The sequence below is a fragment of the Microlunatus soli genome (genome assembly GCF_900105385.1).
Taxonomy (GTDB): Bacteria; Actinomycetota; Actinomycetes; order Propionibacteriales; family Propionibacteriaceae; genus Microlunatus; species Microlunatus soli.
The window spans coordinates 3,081,880-3,099,540 of record NZ_LT629772.1 but is presented as its reverse complement, the minus strand read 5'-3'; the positions used below and the strand labels follow the sequence as shown (position 1 = coordinate 3,099,540).

At 69.2% G+C, this 17,661-nt stretch carries 13 protein-coding genes; 8 read left to right on the top strand and 5 right to left on the bottom strand.

Going from position 1 to position 17,661, the window contains the following annotated elements; all coding sequences use genetic code 11:
• Positions 1-10: 10 nt before the first annotated feature.
• Complete coding sequence (locus BLU38_RS14225; RefSeq protein WP_091525785.1) at positions 11-427, bottom strand: hypothetical protein; 417 nt, start codon at positions 425-427, stop codon at positions 11-13.
• A 312-nt stretch (positions 428-739) separates the two neighbouring features.
• On the opposite strand from BLU38_RS14225, the gene BLU38_RS14220 reads away from it, so the two are divergent.
• Complete coding sequence (locus tag BLU38_RS14220) at positions 740-1,804, top strand: LCP family protein (RefSeq protein WP_091525783.1); 1,065 nt, start codon at positions 740-742, stop codon at positions 1,802-1,804.
• A 70-nt stretch (positions 1,805-1,874) separates the two neighbouring features.
• Positions 1,875-3,224 carry an MFS transporter gene (locus BLU38_RS14215; protein WP_091525782.1) on the top strand — a complete coding sequence of 450 codons (1,350 nt, stop codon included), beginning with the start codon at positions 1,875-1,877 and terminating at the stop codon, positions 3,222-3,224.
• A gap of 10 nt (positions 3,225-3,234) precedes the next feature.
• On the opposite strand, the gene BLU38_RS14210 is transcribed toward BLU38_RS14215, so the two are convergent.
• The 3 genes from BLU38_RS14210 to BLU38_RS14200 all read right to left on the bottom strand — a co-directional run bounded on the left by BLU38_RS14210 (position 3,235) and on the right by BLU38_RS14200 (position 6,351).
• Positions 3,235-4,428 carry an epoxide hydrolase family protein gene (locus tag BLU38_RS14210; protein ID WP_231920343.1) on the bottom strand — a complete coding sequence of 398 codons (1,194 nt, stop codon included), beginning with the start codon at positions 4,426-4,428 and terminating at the stop codon, positions 3,235-3,237.
• A gap of 173 nt (positions 4,429-4,601) precedes the next feature.
• Positions 4,602-5,777: a sialidase family protein gene (locus BLU38_RS14205; RefSeq protein ID WP_091525780.1), complete on the bottom strand. Its 1,176-nt coding sequence runs from the start codon at positions 5,775-5,777 to the stop codon at positions 4,602-4,604.
• A gap of 112 nt (positions 5,778-5,889) precedes the next feature.
• A complete protein-coding gene (locus BLU38_RS14200) occupies positions 5,890-6,351 on the bottom strand; it encodes a hypothetical protein (protein ID WP_091525778.1) in 462 nt (153 codons plus the stop codon).
• Between the two features lie 141 nt (positions 6,352-6,492).
• Here BLU38_RS14200 and BLU38_RS14195 point away from each other — a divergent pair, with 141 nt between their 5' ends.
• A complete protein-coding gene (locus BLU38_RS14195; protein WP_091525776.1) occupies positions 6,493-7,635 on the top strand; it encodes a M15 family metallopeptidase in 1,143 nt (380 codons plus the stop codon).
• A gap of 113 nt (positions 7,636-7,748) precedes the next feature.
• Positions 7,749-8,549, top strand: a complete 801-nt coding sequence (locus tag BLU38_RS31220; RefSeq protein WP_172836143.1) for a hypothetical protein — start codon at positions 7,749-7,751, stop codon at positions 8,547-8,549.
• Positions 8,550-8,630: 81 nt separating this feature from the next.
• Here the strand turns inward: BLU38_RS31220 and BLU38_RS31730 are convergent, their stop codons facing one another.
• Complete coding sequence (locus BLU38_RS31730) at positions 8,631-10,103, bottom strand: CCA tRNA nucleotidyltransferase (RefSeq protein ID WP_407939686.1); 1,473 nt, start codon at positions 10,101-10,103, stop codon at positions 8,631-8,633.
• 135 nt (positions 10,104-10,238) lie between these two features.
• On the opposite strand from BLU38_RS31730, the gene BLU38_RS31725 reads away from it, so the two are divergent.
• From BLU38_RS31725 to BLU38_RS14160, 4 genes are read left to right on the top strand one after another with little or no spacing between them, the layout of a single operon-like run.
• Complete coding sequence (locus BLU38_RS31725) at positions 10,239-12,599, top strand: DUF6049 family protein (protein ID WP_157683457.1); 2,361 nt, start codon at positions 10,239-10,241, stop codon at positions 12,597-12,599.
• Positions 12,600-12,603: 4 nt separating this feature from the next.
• Positions 12,604-16,362, top strand: a complete 3,759-nt coding sequence (murJ, locus tag BLU38_RS14170; RefSeq protein ID WP_157683456.1) for a murein biosynthesis integral membrane protein MurJ — start codon at positions 12,604-12,606, stop codon at positions 16,360-16,362.
• Positions 16,359-17,165, top strand: coding sequence for an RNA polymerase sigma factor SigM (sigM, locus tag BLU38_RS14165; RefSeq protein WP_231920342.1), 807 nt, complete (start codon positions 16,359-16,361; stop codon positions 17,163-17,165). Before murJ ends, sigM begins: the two co-directional genes overlap by 4 nt.
• Positions 17,162-17,635: a hypothetical protein gene (locus tag BLU38_RS14160; RefSeq protein ID WP_091525765.1), complete on the top strand. Its 474-nt coding sequence runs from the start codon at positions 17,162-17,164 to the stop codon at positions 17,633-17,635. Before sigM ends, BLU38_RS14160 begins: the two co-directional genes overlap by 4 nt.
• Positions 17,636-17,661: the final 26 nt, after the last annotated feature.

Here is a 17,661-nt window from a genome sequence, read left to right as displayed (position 1 = left end):
CGGGGCGGATTCAGCCCTCGGCCAGCCGCCGGTCCAGGAAGAAGCTGAGATCGCCGGTCTCGCCGTCCTTGCCGCCGCGGCCGACGATCATCGGCGGTGGGCTGGGCTGCAACCGGGCGCCGCGGAACCGCTCCCGCAGACCGCCGGGCACCAGCAGCGCGTAGTAGCCGCCGTCGGTGCCGATCGCGATGCTCCGATCCCGGCGCAGATACCAACCCGACCGGTCGGTACGCACCCGCTGACCGGTCAGCAGCCGGGCCTGCAACGGCTCCGCGGCGATGCCGGCCCGTTCGGCGGCGGCGACGAAGTCGTCGATCAGCCGCTGGGCGCGCGCCGCCTCGGCCCGCCGCGTGCTGGCCGCCAGTTCCGCCCGCCGGGCCGCATCCTCTGCTCGTGCCACGGCCAAGAGCGTACGACCGACCGGCATCGCTGCTGCGAGCCCGGGTCGGTGAGCCGGGCCGATGTCCGACCGCCGCGCTCGGTGAATCCGGCTTTTCAACGCCCGGGAATCCCGTCGCCCGGAATTCCTGAAACCGGACTTGCTCCCATCTCATGTGACCTTCACCCGCGCTGCGTAGACTCTGGCCAGATTTCGAGGGTCATGTCCGCGGGGGTCAACGATGCGCGCCGGTCACGGTGTTCGTCCGGTGTGCCCGGAGCGGGTGCCGACGGAATCGATGAGCCTTGTGGGACGCCGGCCGACTGACCAGTCGACGACATTGAGGATGGTTGAAGGCAGATGAGCACTCCGACCGACGACGAGGGCCTCGGGCTCGTCTCGAGTGGCGGCGCCGCCGGACCGGGTAACGCCGGCCCCCGCCGGCGGAAGAAGCGGCGCTGGCCGCTGCGGTTGTTGATCACCCTGCTGGTCGTGGTGGTCGTCGCGGCAGCAGCCGGTGGTCTCTACGCGCTGTCCATCGACCGCAGTGTCAGCCAGAACATCAAGCGCGCCGACAACCTGCCACCCGATGAGCCGACCGCTCCGGGGCAGTCACCGCGGCCGAAGAAGGACACCGACGACAAGTCGCTCAACTTCGTGCTGATGGGATCGGACAGCCGGGACCCCTCGAAGATGCAGGACAACGGTCGCAGCGACACGTTGATGATCATGCATCTGGACTCGGACCGGAAGGGCGCCTACATCGTCTCGTTCCCGCGCGACATGTATGTCGATATTCCGGGCAAGGGCAAGAACAAGATCAACGCCGCTTACTCCTTCGGTGGTCCGCAACTGGCGGTCGCCACCTTGGAACAGTTGACCGGCACTCGGATGGATCATGTCGCGCAAGTGAATTTCGAGGGATTCATCAGCCTCACCGAAACCCTCGGTGGCGTCACCGTCCAGAACAAGCACGCCTTCAAATCTCACGGCTACAGCTATCCGAAGGGCAAGATCACCATTCAGGGTGAAGAGGCATTGTGGTTCGTCCGGGAACGCCACCACCTGCCCAACGGTGATCTCGACCGGTCGGCCAATCAACGCAAGGTCGTCCAGGCGATCATGGCCAAGGGCTTGAGCAGCGACACCATCCGCAATCCGATGAAGTTCAACTCCTTCGTCTCCGGAGTCGCCAAGGACGTCACGGTCGACAACAAACTGACCAACAGTGACATCCGCAACACCGCGCTGTCGCTGCGGCTGTCGCCCAGCGACATCAAACAGATCCAGGCCCCGATCAGCGGCTTCGACAACGTGTCCGGGGTCGGCAGCATCGACGTCGTGGACGAGACCAAGATGAAGGCACTGGGCAAGGCGTTGAAGAACGACAAGCTGGCCGACTATGTGGAGAAGTACGGCGAGTAGCTTGGCCTCACAGCCGTCCGGCAACGGGCGGCATCCGGTGCCCGACAGCTCAGCGGGGTAGGTTTCGTCGGTGGAGTTTCTGCGCGGTCTGCGCCAGTTGTGGCGGCACCGGCTCTTTCGGCGACTGTTCGCCGTCCGGGTCGCCGCCCAGGCAGCCGATGCCGTGCTGCAGGTGGCGCTGGCCTCGTTCGTGCTGTTCTCGCCGGAACGGCAGCCGGACGCGGCCGCGATCGCCGGCGTTTTGGCGATCACGCTGCTGCCGTTCTCGGTGCTCGGCCCGTTCGTCAGCGTGGTGCTGGACCGGGTGTCCCGCCGGCAGGTGTTGTTGATCACCGAGCTCTGCCGGACCGTGCTCGGTCTCGGGCTGGCCGTGCTGGTCGCCGGCGGCGTCACCAGCGGCGGCCGGGAGATCATCTTCTACGGCGGCGTGCTGCTGGCGATGAGCCTGAACCGCTTCCTGCTGGCCGCGCTGTCGGCCTCGCTGCCGCACACCGTCGAGCCGGAGGAGTATCTGGTCGCCAACTCCGTGGTGCCCACCGTCGGACCGGCGGCGGTGATCATCGGCGGCGGGCTGGCCACCGGGATCCGGCTGGTGCTCAGCGGCCGGGTGCCGGCCAGCACGGCCGACGGAGTGCTGTTCGCGTTGGCCGCCTGCGGGTTCGCCGTCAGCGCGCTGCTGAGCCTGCGGATGGGTCGGCGGGTGCTCGGCCCGGACGGCACCGTACGGACCCGAGCCGCCGATGTCGCACGGGGGCTGATCGACGCGGTCGGCCATCTGCGGCAGCGCCGCGAGGCGGGCCTCGGGCTGGTGATGATCGGCCTGCACCGGATCCCGTACGGGGTGGTGACGGTGGCCAGCATCCTGGTCTATCGCAACTACTTCCATCGTGTCGACCAGGTGGACGCGGCGATCGGCGATCTCGGTGTGTTGGCCGCGGTCACCGGGATCGGTTTCGTGCTCGCCGCCGCCGTCACCCCGATCGTCCGGCATCGGATCGGGGCTCGGGCGTGGATGGTCTGCTGTTTCATCGGATCGGCCGTGCTGCAGGTGTTTCCGGGTGCCACGTACACCCGGGTCGGCATCCTGATCGCCGCCTTCTGCTGTGGTGTCCTGGCCCAGGCGATCAAGATCAACGTCGACACCTTCGTGCAGGCCCACGTCGACGACGATTACAAGGGCCGGGTGTTCGTGATCTACGACATGATCTTCAACGTGTCGCTGGTGCTGGCCGCGGTGATCTGTGTCGGAGTCGTACCCGACAACGGAAAGTCGGTGCCGGTGTTGGTGGTCATCGCCGGTTGTTATCTGGTCACCGGCATCGGTTTCGCGCTGCTGTCCCGCGGTCTCGATCTTGATCATGGCAGCGAGTCGCTGGACCGGACACCGGACGGCACCGCGGTGGCCGACGACAACCGCTGACCCGCTCGGTTCAGCGGTCGGTCAGCAGGCCGGCGAAGAAGTTCCGCAGGTCGGTGCTGTACAGCTCGGGGTCGGTGTGGGTGGCGTAGTGGCCGCCGGTGTCGTAGTCATGCCAGGACACGATCCTGGCGTGATCACGTTCGGCGTAGCGGCGGATCGCGTGCAGGTCGTCGCGGAACTGGGCCAACCCGAGCGGCACCGTCGTCGGCCCGTCGGCGGAGGGTTCGGCGGCGTCCTCGGCGTAGATCCGGATCGCCGAACCGGCGGTGCCGGTCAGCCAGTGCAGGGTGACCTGGGTGAGCAGGAAGTCGTCATCGACGCCACCCATCACCTGACTGTTCCAGCCGAGCAGGCCGACCGGTGAGTCGGCCAGCGCATGCGCCAGCGTCTGCGGCTGTTCGGCCTGCACATGGTGATAGGACGCTCCGACCCGCAGCCAGTCGTGCAGACCCTGCAGGGCACGCCGCTCGTCGTCGTCGAAGTCGTCGAGATCGTCGGGCTCCGGGCCGGCCGCGTACGGCAGATAGCCGGGCGGGCTGCCGAACAGCTGGGTGACGTGCACGCCGAGCACGGCGTCCGGTGCCACCCGGCCGAGCTCCGGTGCGATGACCGATCCCCAGTCGTTGCCGGCTGCGCCGTAGCGGCGGTAGCCGAGTCGCTGCATCAGGGTGGCCCAGGCCCGGGCGATCCGGCGCGGCCCCCAGCCGGTCGTGGTCGGACCGGACCAGCCGAACCCGGGCAGTGACGGGATCACCAGATCGAATGCCGGACCGGCGTCCGGCTCGATCAGCCGGTCGATCACGTCCAGGAACTCCACCACCGATCCCGGCCAGCCGTGGGTCAGGATCAGCGGGAACGCGTTGGGCCGTTGCGATCGGACGTGCAGGAAGTGCACCCGCTGCCCGTCGATGCCGGTGATGAACTGGGGGTAGCTGTTCAGCCGGGCCTCCCAGCTCCGCCAGTCGTAGCCGTTCCGCCAGCGTTCGACGAGCTGCCGGAGCCGCCCGGTGGAGACCCCGTACCGCCGCACTCCCGGGGATGCGGTGCCGTCCTGCTCGTCCGGTGCCACCTCATCCGGTGCCACCTCATCCGGTGCGGGCGGCGCCCATCTGACCCGCCGCAGTCGGTCCTGCAGATCGTCCAGGTCGGCCTGCGGCACCTCGATCCGGAACGGCAGGATCTCCTCGCCGCTCGTGGCTGCCACCGCTGTGCCTGCGTCCCGTGCCGTCCGTTGGTGCATCTCGTCCTCCGTGTCCGGTGCGGTCTCGGCTGCCGCACTCACCCTCGACACGGACGGAGGTGTCCGGGATCGACATGTTGGGCCGGCTAACGGTCGGTGGAATCCTGTGCGGTCCTTCGACGGCCCAGGATCCCGGGTCAGGGTCGGGGCAGCTTGCCGGTGCCGAAGTAGGTGGTGCAGACACCGTCGGCGTCGTAGCCGGTGGCCAGCTCCAGCAGCCGGCCGCGTTCGGGCATCGGCAGCAGCGACGAGCTGTAGTTCGGGCAGTAGTTGTCGTACGGGTCGGCGATCCGGACCGGCGCCTCGGCGGTGGCCCAGGGATCCTCGGGTGCGCCGCCGGTGGTCAGGATCGTCGATCCGTTGCCGGCGGCGACCGCCCCGGCGGAGTCGTAGAGCATCTGGCCGACGCTCAGCAGCGCGCCGTCCCGGCTGCCGTCGGCGTACCAGCTGATCGTCGGCGCGTGCCGGAAGTGGCTGCCGTCGGCGGTGCCGATCAGGGTGCCCAGGTCGGTCGGGTCGCCCCAGTCGATGCCGTCGGCGGAACGGCGGATCCGTTGCCGGCAGCCTTCGCCGGGACCGCAGATCTCATAGCTCATCAGGTAGTCGCCGTGCGGCAGCCGACGAACCACCGGCATCCCCGGCCGCAGCGCCGGATCGTCGGCGGCCACCACATTGCGCAGCGGCGTCCAGCTGCCGCCGTCGGTGGAGACCGAGGCGACCAGGGTCTGGCTGTGGGTCGGCTGCTGGCTCTCGTCGGATACGAACAGCACCAGCCGGCCATCACGGGACACGGTGAATTCAGGTTCCCAGAGTCCGCCGGCGTTCGGCGAGGTGGCCACGGTCCCGAGCTTGCGCCAGGTCCGGCCGTGGTCCGAGCTCGCCCAGACCGGCAGGGTCATCCGGCGCACCTCCGCACCCTGGCCGACCGACGCCGACCAGAGCAGGGTGCCGGCGGACAGCGTGCCGACCCGGCGGGGCAGTTCGTACAGCGTGGAGCAACACAGCCCCTCGGCCGCACCCGGATCGGCGACCGAGCCGATCCGGGTGAAGCTGCGGCCACGGTCGGTGCTGGCGAAGATCGCGCCGATGCCGGCGCCGTCGGCGTCGAAGGTGACGGCGCTGGCGATGATCCGGCCGGTCGCCGGTCCGGAATGCTGCAGTCGGATCACCCGCGGGTAGAGGGCGACGCCGCCCATCAGCCGGGTGCCGTTCTCCGCACCTCCCGGCGGTGCCGCCGACGCCGGCACGATGCCGATGATCATCAGGGCGGCGACGGAACAGAACGACAACAACAGCTTCAGCGCGCGGGACATGACGTTCCTCTCGGGGGATCAGCAGTGATCGGAAGCAGTACAGCACAGATCATTACAACGATGGAAGGGCCGGCGTCGTGCTGCCCGATCGACCCCGGGCCGGATCGCCGGCCTACGGTTCTGGTCGAACCAGCAGACAGATCGATCGCTGTTGTGGTTCGCTGTCTGTCATGCCGCGCCTCTCCCGCGCCGTACTGGCTGGTGCCTTCGCGACCATGATCATCATCGCGACGGTGCCCGGTCCAACGGCGTCCGCCGAACCGCCCACCTGCTCGCCCTCCCCCTCGACTTCGCCCTCCCGCTCGACGTCGCCATCGTCCTCTCCCTCGACACCGTCGCCGTCGGCTCCTGACACGCCGACGCCGTCGCCCGAGTCGACGGACAACGCCGGGTCGACGGACAACGCCGGGCCAGCGGAGACTTCGGCGTCACCGACCGGATCGCCGTCATCGACGCACTGCCCGGACGGAGGCGGTGCCGGGCAGGACAAGAAGACGCCGTCACCGGAGTCGTCGGCGACGACCGAGGGGACGACGAAGGGGATGCATCGGCCGCACCGTCGGCCGATGATCATCAAGCCGGCGCCGAAACGTCGCCGACCGCCAGCGAGAAGTCGGCGTCTCCGTCCGCGGAATCGGCAACCCCCACAGCACAATCGGACACCAGCCCGTCGGCGTCGGAGTCACCGGCCGCCGAACCGGCGGTCACCCTGAAGGTGGCGCCGAAGGGATCACCGGTCGCCGGCCGCTACCTCGAGAACACCGGCTCGATCGCGTTCAGCGGCACCGCAACCTCCGACGACGAAGATCAAAAGGTGGAGATCTGGTCGGCCGGGGCGTCCGAGGACTGGGAGAAGTTGATCAGCACCACCGCCGACGACTCCGGCGACTGGGGCACCAGCAAGGAGACCGGAGCCGAGGGACGACGCCAGTTCGCCGCCACCCTGGGCGGCAGTCCGGACGCCGCGGACACCGTCCGCAGCGAGGTCGTCACGATCACCGTCACCGAACCCACCATCACGATGAACAAGCCGCCGTCGGCGATCGACTCGCTGACCACCCCCAAGATCACCGGCAGCGTGTCGCCGGCCCGCGCCGGGGTGCTGGTCCACTTCCAGGTCAAGTCCGGCGAGGCGTACCACGACAAGGCCACCCAGAAGACCGACAGCCGCGGACGCTTCTCCTTCACCTTCAGCACCGGCAAGGGCGAACTGCGCAGCTACTGGGTACGCGCCCGGCACTGGAACGGCAGCTCGGACAGCTGGGTGACCAGCGCGTCGGCACCGATCCGCCGCGGTCGGGTGCTGAACGCGACGATCGAACAGACGACTTCCGGAATGGTCGCCAAGACCTATCGGGCCGGCTGCCCGGTCGGCCCGTCGAAGCTGCGGACGGTACGGATGAACTATCAGGGCTTCGACGGCAAGATGCATCGCGGCGTGTTGATCGTCCGGGCCGGCATGGAACACAAGGTGACGCGCTCCTTCGGCGCCAACCTCGGCAAGCCGATCCGTCGGATGGACAACCCCGGCTTGTGGGGCGGCAACGACCCGAAGCAGATGGAGGCCGACAACACCTCCGCCTTCAACTGCCGCAAGGTGACCGGCAACCCGTACGCGCAGTCCCCGCACAGCTACGGCATCGCGATCGACGTGAACACCCGGGAGAACCCGTATCGGGACGTGAACGGGAAGTGGTGGCCGGAGAGCGGTAAGTCCTACATCAAGCGCACCCCCTGGCGGGAAGGCATGCTGACCAAGAGCAGCGTGCTGACCAAGCAACTGCGGTCCCGCGGCTACTTCTGGGGCGGGCTGTGGTATCCGGGTCGGGACTACCAGCACTTCGAGAACAACAATTGAGGTCCGTCCGCGTGCCTCGTTCGGCTCCCCGACAACAGCGTTCCGCTCCCCCGGGACAACACCGACAGCAGCGCGGTCACCGTCAGCTCGATCGGCGACCGACGCGACTGGCGGTGCTGTCCGCGCTCGCCGTCGGCGGGATGCTGCTGACCGGCTGCCAGGACACCCCGCAGCCCTCCCCCAGCAACCGACCGCCTGCCTCGGCATCGGCGACCGGCGGCCCGTCGACCTCGGCCACGTCGTCGGCCGGCGGCGGCAGTGCCAAGCCGACTCAGTCGGCAAGTCCGTCTCGCCGGGCGAGTCCGGGGTCGACAGTCGCACCGGAACCGACCACGTCCAACACGCTGCCGGCACCGCCGGAACCCACCGCCCCGGCGCCGAAGTCGGCCGGACCGTTGACCAAGAAGGACCTGCCGCGGCCGGCGGGCTGGCAGCCGGTCGCCCGTCCCGGTGGTGCCGAGGAGGGTTACCGCGGCAACGGCACCTGGGTGCAGGGCCGCGATCCGCGGTACGCCGCGCAGGACACCATCACGATCGGTTGCGCACCGGTGACCCGGGACGACTATCCGGATCCGATCTCGGCACTGCAGGCCACCTACGGCAAGAAGGGGGCGACCAGTACGCCGGGCATCGGACTGGCGATGCAGTTCGGCAGCACTGCCGACGCCAAGGCCTACTACGGCCGCTACCTGGACCAGGTCCGGGCCTGTGACAAACCGGACGGCCCGATGCTGGCGACGGTGATCGACTCCGACCTCGGCCTGATCGACCAACGCCGCTACGCCGACGGCACCGAATGGACCGAGATGGCCGGTCAACGCGGCAAGCGGGTCACCCTGGTGATCCTGACCGACCCCGGCCACACGATCGACAGATCCGCGGCTGAGTCCGTACTCCGCCAACTCAAGGGCTGAGCCGGAGTTCCCGCGCTGTTTCCGGGTTGCCGCGCGCGGTACAGGGCGTGCGGCAACCCGCAAAGTTCGCGGGAAGCTGGGTCAGTCGTGGGGCTGGGCGGCCCACCAGGTGCGGAGTTCGGCCTCGGCGCGTTCGTGGCCCAACGGACCGTTGTCGATCCGCAGTTCGAGCAGGTGTTTGTAGGCTTCGCCGACCTGGCGGCCGGGCTGGATGCCGAGGATCTGCATGATCTGGTTGCCGTCCAGGTCCGGGCGCATCGCGTCCAGCTCCTCCTGCTTGGCCAGTTCGTCGATCCGCCATTCCAGCTCGTCGTAGGCGCGGCGCAGCCGGGTCGCCTTGGCCTGGTTGCGGGTGGTGCAGTCGGCCCGGGTCAACATGTGCAGACGTTCCAGCTGATCGCCGGCGTCGCGGACGTAGCGGCGGACCGCTGAATCGGTCCAGCCGCCCTCACCGTCGCCGGCGGTGTCGGAATAGCCGTGGAACCGCAGGTGCAGCTCGATCAGCTGCGCGACCGCGTCGATCTGCTCGCTGCTGAACCGCAACGCCTTCAGCCGCTTCCTGGCCATCTTCGCGCCGACCACGTCGTGGTGGTGGAAGGTCACCTTGCCGCCGGCCTCGAACTTGCGGGTCCGTGGCTTGCCGATGTCGTGCAGCAGGGCGGCCAGCCGATTGACCAGATCGGGCTGGTGCCCCCGGATCCGTTCCAGATCGATCGCCTGCTCCAGCACGATCAGGCTGTGCACGTAGACGTCCTTGTGCCGATGATGCTCGTCGCGTTCCAGCCGGAGCGCCGGCAGCTCGGGCAGGAACTGGTCGGCCAACCCGGTGCGGACCAGCAGGTCCAGACCGATCCGCGGATGGTCGGTGAGCAACAGCTTGGCGAACTCGTCGCTGATCCGCTCGGCGGAGACGATGCTCAGCCGATCGGCCAGCTCGGTCATCGCGGCGACCAGCTCCGGGGTCGGCACCAGCCCGAGCCGGGCGGCGAACCGGGCCGCCCGCAACATCCGCAACGGGTCGTCGGTGAAGGAGACCTCCGGTGCCGTCGGGGTGCGCAGCCGCTGCTCGATCAGATCGTCGACGCCGCCGTACGGGTCGACGAACGCGTGGTCCGGCAGGCTGAGGGCCATCGCGTTGACGGTGAAATCGCGCCGGATCAGGTCGCCGCTGAGGTTGTCCCCGAATTCGACCGCCGGCTTGCGGCTGTCGGCGGCGTAGGCGTCGGCGCGGAACGTGGTGATCTCGATCTGCCAGTCACCGATCCTGCCGCCGATGGTGCCGAACTCCCGTCCGACGGTCCAGATGGTCGACGTCCTCGTCCGCAGCAGTCGCTCGATCTCGTCCGGCCGCGCCGAGGTGGTGAAGTCCAGGTCGTGTCCGAGCTCGCCGAGCAGGGCGTCCCGGACGCTGCCGCCGACCAGATAGAGACTGTGCCCGGCGTCGGTGAACAGCGTCCCGAGTTCGTCGACCACCGGAGCGGTACCGAACAGCTGCTGCACCGACCGCTGCTGCGCGTCGGTGAGCCGGCTGGACGAGGAGGGGCGATCAGGCACAACGCGTGAGTTTATCGGTCGAGCTCGGCATCGGCCCAAGCCGCCGTCGTCCGGTGTACCTCGCCCCGGAGTTCGTCGCAGGGGCGTTGCGGCGTACGGGCCGGTCAGGGTGATCGCGGCAGATACGATGGCGCAGTGCGAGATGGGCGCTGGGCAGGGTCCGGGCGTGTGATCGCCCGGCGGACCTCCGCGACCCCTGCGACGGTGCCGGCACCGAGTCGGCTCCGGGCCTGCTGTCTGCTGCTGGCCCTGCTGCTCGGTTGCCTGTTCGCCGGACCGCTGACCGGACCGGCGACGGCTCGGGCCGAGACCGGATCCCAGGTCAGCATCGAACTGACTGCCCTGACTCCGGCGATCTCCGACCCTAACGCGACCATCACGTTCGAGGGCAAGGTCACCAACACCTCGGACCGGCCGTTGGACCGTCTGCAGGCGATGATCTGGCGGAACATGACGCCGTACACGACGCAGGACGAACTGAGCCAGGCCGGCGCATCGCAGCCGACCGACCCGGTCGGCGCCCGGATGTACAGCCCGGGAACGCCGACGGCGTATCAGAATCTCTACACCGAGGACGCACCGCAGTTGGATCCCGGCGCTTCCAAGACCTTCCGGGTGAGGGCCAAGGCGAGCGACTTCTTCGAGACGACGACCCCGCAGCCCGGCGTCTACCTGGCCGGCATCCAGGTCCGGGAGAACGCCAGCACCACCGTCGGCCGGGCCCGCAGCTACGTGGTGGCGACCGCCGGCGACGGACTGCAACCCGGGCAGCAGGCGATCGGGACGTCCACCATCGTGGAGCTCGCCGCGACGCCGTCGATGAGCCGGTCCGGAATCTTCACCGACGACGGCCTGGCCGACCAGATCGGCCCGGGCGGCCGGCTGGACACGCTGTTGCGCGCCGCCGAACGTCCCGGCGCCAGTTTCGCCGTCGATCCGAATCTGCTGCTCGAACTGAAGTCGATGAAGAACGGCTACTCGGTGATCGACGCCGACGGTGCCAAGACCGCCGGGACCGGGAAGGACGCTGCCGCGGACTGGCTGACCCGGTTCACAGCGCTGCGCCAGGCCCACGACGGATTCCAACTGCTCTACGCCCGGCCCGACCTCACCTCGTTGGTGCATGCCGACCGCCTGGGCATCGTCCGGGACGGTCAACGCGAAGCCGCCAAGATCGCCGAGGTCAAGGGGCTGCCGCTGCTGATCGCACCGGCCGACGGCGCCGCCGATCGGGCCACCCTGCAGGCTGCGAAACAGCTCGGCGCGGCGGCCGTCCTGCTGGATCAGGCCGACCTCGGCGACCTCGGGCCGGTGATCAGCGCCGACGACAGCCCGACGATCCTGGGCTACGACTCCGGCGCCGCAGCCGGACCGGGCCCGGATCCCCGCGACACCGAGGTCCAACAGCGGCAGACCTCATTGGCCGACAGCTACGTCGACTCCGTCAGCGGTGAACCGGCGTCCTCGCTCGGCCGGCTCCGGCTGGTGTCCGATGCCGACCAGGCGGTCAGCGCCAACGCGACGCTGCAGGCACCCTGGCTCAAACCGCGGTCGGTCAAGGATCTGCTGACCGACCGGGCGACTCCGCTGGGCAACAACCTGCACTACCCCGACACCGTCCGGGCCGAGGAGTTCAACCCCCGCCAGCTGCGTCGGCTGGACCGGCTGCAGCAGAATCTGCAGACCTACAGCGACCTGCTCGGGCAATCCTCCGCCGACACATTGATCGGTCAGTCGTTGCCGCGGGCGGCCAGCCTGAGCTGGCGTCGGCACCGGTCGGAGCAGAGTCAGTTCGTGCGGGCCCAGCAGCAACTGCTGACCGCCGGCGAGCGCGCCGATCCGATCTCGCTGGACGATCTGGAGAGCACCGACGCGATCCGGGTGGAGAGCAATCCGCAGGTCACGCTGACCGGTTCGGGTGCCCGGGTGCCGGTGACGGTGGTCAACGAGCTGAACAGTCCGATCAAGGTCCAGCTGCGGGCCAACTCCTCCAACCAGTCCCGGTTGCGGCTGCAGGACGTCCCGGCACGGGAGGTCGGCGACGGCACCGTCGACGCCGGCGCGAAGGTACCGGTGCAGATCCCGGCCCAGGCCAACGCCAACGGCGACATGCAGGTCACCCTGCAACTCGCCACCACCGAGGGGCAGAACGTCGGCGAACCACTGACCATCCGGGTGAACGCCACCCGCGCCGGGCTGGTCGGCTGGATCATCGCGATCGCCGCCGGCATCGTGCTGCTCGGCACCGTCGTGCTGCGGATCCGGCAGGTCGCCCGGGAACGGGCCGCCGAGGAACCCGAGCCGGCCGAAGATCCCGGCAGCACTGCGCAGCACGGACCGGCCGGCCACGCCGATCCTGCGCAGGCATCGACGGACCGCGACGAAGCGACCGAGGACACCGTCATCCGACCGCGACGCGGCTCGCCGGACCCGTCCCCGGATGCGGCCGACGAGCACCCCGAACCGCTGAGTACGGACGGTGTACCGCGTGGCTGAACCGATGACACGATCGACCGACGCGACCGAGGCCGGGCCCGAGAAATCCGGTGCCTCCCGGTTGATCTCGGCGACCGCGATCATGGCCGCCGGGACGGCGGCGTCTCGGGTGCTCGGCTTCGCCAAGGCGGCGCTGCTGGTGGTTGCGCTGGGTTCCGGCACCCGGCAGGCCGACATGTTCGGGTTGGCCAACGTGGTGCCGCAGGCGATCTATCTGTTGCTGGCCGGTGGTGTGTTGAACACCGTCTTCGTGCCGCAGATCGTCCGGGCAATGAAGGAGGACGACGACGGCGGCGAGGCGTTCACCAACCGGCTGATCACCTTGGGGATGGCTGCGATCGGCGTGATCGCCGTCGGCGCCACCCTGCTGGCGCCGTTGATCATGAGGATCTATCTGGACGGCGAGTGGCTGGCGCCGAAGCTGGCCGGCCAGTTCCAGTCGATCATCATGCTGGCCTATCTCTGTCTGCCGCAGATCTTCTTCTACGGCCTGACCGTGATGCTCGGCCAGGTGCTGAACGCACGCGGCAAGTTCGGCCCGATGATGTGGGCGCCGGTGCTGAACAACGTGGTCGGCATCGCTTCGATCGGCGTGTTCCTGGTGCTCTGGCCGAGCAGCGATCGCGATCTGGGAGCACCGTTCACCCTGCAGCAGGAACTCCTCCTCGGGCTCGGCGCAACGATCGGGATCCTCGCCCAGGCACTGGTCCTGATCCCCTACTTGCGGGCCATCGGATTCCGCTATCGACCACGATTCGACTTCCGGCACAGCGGACTCGGTCGGGCCGGCAAGGTGGCCAAGTGGACGGTCGGCTACATGATCGTCACCCAACTGGCGCTGGTCGTGGTCAGCCGGCTGGCCAGCGGTGCCGTACCGAAGGGTGGTGTCGGCGCCGGCTGGGTCGTCTACCAGAACGCCAACCTGATCTTCATGCTGCCGCACTCGCTGATCACCGTCTCGTTGGTGACGGCGATGCTGCCGTCCACCTCCCGGCTGGTGCTGGCCGGTCGGTTGGGCGACGCCCGCGACGAGGTGGTCCGGACGATGCGGCTGGCGGTCACCACCCTGCTGCCCGCGTCGGTCGCGTTCCTGGCGCTCGGGTTCCCGATCGCCCAACTGCTGTTCGGACACGGCGCCGGGTCCAAGCACTGGGACTTCATCGGCTGGACGCTGGTCGCGTTCGCGATCGGGCTGGTGCCGTTCACCCTGCAGTACATCTGTCTGCGCGCGTTCTACGCCCTGGAGGACACCCGGACCACCTTCTTCGTGCAGATCCTGATCGCCGGGGTGAACATCGGTGCCGCGCTGCTGCTGGTGCTGCCGATCGGCAAGCCGGCCTGGGTCGCGCCCGGGCTGGCCCTGGCGTACTCGCTGGCCTACATCGTCGGGCTCGGTGTCTCCTTCCATCAACTCGGCAAGCGTCTGCCCGGGCTGCGCGGCGGGGAGATCGCCCGGCACTGCGTACGGGTCTTCCTGGCCGTGTTGCCGGCCGGCGTCGCGGCGTACGCGATCACTTGGGGTTTTGCGCAGTGGTCGACCGGCTTCGGCGCCCGGGTCCTGGCGCTGGCGATCGCCGGACTGGTCGCGCTCGGCCTGTATTTCGGGCTGGCCCGGGTGCTGCACATCACCGAGATCAACCAGATCGTGGCCACCGTGCTGCGCCGTGGCGGCCGCGGTTCGGGGTCCTCAGCAATCTCTTCGGAGCCGGACGGCGGTTCTGGGCCCCAGGGGTTTGCCTCATCTGGCACCATCGGGGACGGGGCGGATGCGGCCGCGACCCTCGGCAGCACCGATAATGCCAACGACGACGATGGTCACCACGATGATGCCGATTCCGACCAGGCCGACGAGGCATCGATCATCACCCAGATTCGTCGGCGCAGCGATCACCCAGCGGGGCAACAGATGACGGGCGGACAGTCGGACCAGCCGCACCTGGCAGAGGCCGGTGCGGCGGTTACGCCACCCCCCGTCACCGGTCCGACCGACGATCTGGACGCACCCGACACCGAGCAGACCGCGTCGTTCACCCTGGACGAACTCGAATCCGGTGCGCCGGCCGACCCACCCGGCGAGCAGACCGAACCGGTCCCGGACCATCTGCCGGCCGGCACCGTGCTCGCCGACCGGTATCGGCTGGAGGAGCTGCTCGCCTGGACCGGGGCCTCGATCACCTGGCGGGCCTTCGACCAGGTGCTGAGTCGGTCGGTGGTGATCCATCTACTGCCGGTCGGCGACGACCGCAGCGACGAACTGCTGGCCGCCGGACGGCATGCCTCCGGTGCGACCGACTCCCGCTTCCTGCGGGTGCTGGACGCGGTCGGTGAAGGTGCCGTCACCGCCGACGGACAGGCCGTCGGCAGCTACATCGTCAGCGAGTACGCCGAGGGGCAGTCCCTGCAGTCGGTGCTGACCGCCGCACCGCTGACCGGGCTGGAGTCGGCCTGGGTGGTCCGCGAAGTGGCCGACGCACTGTCCGGTGCGCACGCCCGCGGCCTGCATCACCGGCGACTCAATCCGGAGACGGTGATCATCACCCCGGCCGGCAACATCAAGATCGTCGGACTGCTGATCGAGGCCGCGCTGCGGCCGGAGGAGTACGCCGACGCCCCGAGCAGCGACGACGCCCTGACCGACGCCGACGTCACCGACCTCGGCCGGCTGCTCTATGCCTGCCTGGTGGCGCGCTGGCCCGGCGAGGCGGCGTTCGGACTGCCGGCCGCACCCTCGGCACCGGGCGGCGCGCAGGAAAGCGGGCATCCGTGGCTGACCCCACGGCAGGTCCGGCACGGCGTCTCCCCCACCCTGGACCGGATCTGCGACCAGTTGCTCAGCCCGATCCCGCGGCAGCGGGCGCCGCGGATCGTCACCGCCGCCGAACTGGTCGGCGAATTGGATCGGGTGCTCGGCTCGGCCGATGCCACCGGCGACCTGGAACGCCGGCTGCGGCATCCGCAGCCGCGGATCCTCGGCGAGGATCCCGACACCGGCCGGATCCCGGTCGGCGTGGTCGCCGAACCGTACGCCCTGGTCGAACGCAACGGCAGCATCGCCGCCGGCACCAACTCCGCCAGCAGCCCGGCGGCCGGCACCCCGGCGAGCCCCGATCAGCCCACCACGACGATCGCCGCCGCCGAACCGGACGAGCCCCGCCCGGGCCCCCGGCGCTGGATCTGGCTGGTGGTCATCGCGGCACTGATCGCCGCGGTGGTGATCACCGTGATCACCGCCCAGGGCCTCGGCCCGGCGGCCAATCTGCATCCGAACGATCCGAAGACCTCGGCCGCGCCGCCGGCCGACCGGCCGATCAAGATCGTCGACGGCAAGGACTTCGATCCCCCGCCGGGCAACGGCGAGGAGCATCCGGGCGAGGTGAAGAACGCCTACGACGGTGACCCGAAGACCCGCTGGACGACGATGTCGTACTTCGGCAGCCCGGACCTGGGCAACCTCAAGCCCGGCGTCGGGATCGTGCTCGATCTCGGCTCGGTGCAGCAGGTCGGTTCGGTCAAACTGCAGCTGTACGGCAACGGCACCGATGTCCAGATCCGGGTTCCGAAGGGCGAGGCCGGCGCGGAACCTGATATGAACTCCCTGAAGAGTTGGCGCACGGTCGCACGGCAGAAGGACATCGGCGAATCCGGCACGTGCACCCTGGACGAAAAGGTCAAGGCCCGCTACGTACTTGTCTTCCTGACCTCCCTGCCGGAGGAGGGAGACAACTACCGCGGCGGCATCAACGAGGTCGAGGTGGTGTCGTGACACCGTACCCATCGCCGGGCGGCGGCGGACGGAGTACCGGTTCGCCGATGCGTCCGGCCCGGCCCCGAGCCGCCGAGCCGGCCGACGCCGGTTCGGCTGCGGCGATGCCGCGAACCCCGGGCCAGCTGGACGCGGCCGCCGGACCGCTGACCGAGCTGGCCGACACCGAGCTGCTGGCAGCACACGTGAACGGCAACCCGCTGGCGTTCTCGGTGCTGGTCACCCGGCATCGGGACCGGATGTGGGCCGTCGCGTTGCGGACGATGCGCAATCCCGAGGAAGCGGCCGACGCGCTGCAGGAGGCCTACATCTCCGCCTTCCGCCGGGCCGCCAGCTTCCGTGGCGATGCGCAGGTCACCACCTGGCTGCATCGGGTGGTGGTGAACTCCTGCCTGGACCGGATCCGGCGGAACAAGGTGCGGGCCGCCGAGCCGCTGCCCGAGGACCCCGACCGGGCCGAGGAGTTGGCCACGACCGTCGACACCACCGATCAGGTGTTGGAGGGCGAACAGCGGGCCGACATCGTGACGGCGCTCGGCACCCTGAACGCCGACCAGCGGGCGGCGCTGGTGTTGGTGGACATGGAGGGCTACTCGGTCGAGGAGGCCGCCGGGATGCTCGGCTGCGCGACCGGCACGGTGAAGAGCCGGTGTGCGCGGGGCCGGGCAAAACTCGTCCCGTTGTTGCGCCATCTGCGGGAACCGGACGCTCCCGTCGTACGTCCCAATCGTGATGCTCGGACCGCAGCTGGCCGCCGAACCGGCACGTCACGTCCGACCCGCCAGGGGAGAGAGTCCCGATGACGGGCCGGGCATTGGAGCTGTCCTACAACTGGCGGACTCCGGTCACGATCGCGAGCATCGGACTGGTGTTGTGTGTGCTGCTGTTGTTCCGGACCCGGGCAGCGGGGTGGCTGGGTGTCGCGGCGGCGTTGATCGTGTTGTGGGCGGTGTTCCTCGGTGTCGTCTGGGCCCGGACCAGGGCACGGATCGAGGTCGACGGTGCCCGACTCACGGTGCGCAAGATCCGTCGGACCTACGTCCTGGACGGCCGGCAGGTCGTCGCGGTCAAGGAATACCTGACCAACAGCGGACCTTCGTACAAGGTGCGGTTGAGCGGCGACGACCGGACCTACTACGTCCCGACCGCGCTGCTGCGGCAGGGTCATTCGACGTTCTTCGACTGGCTGCTCAGCTATGCACCGGCGGCCGAGCTGGACAAGCGTTCCCGTCGCACCATCGACCAACTACGAACCCGAGGTTTGATCCAATGAGGATCGCTCGCCGACACCGGACCGGA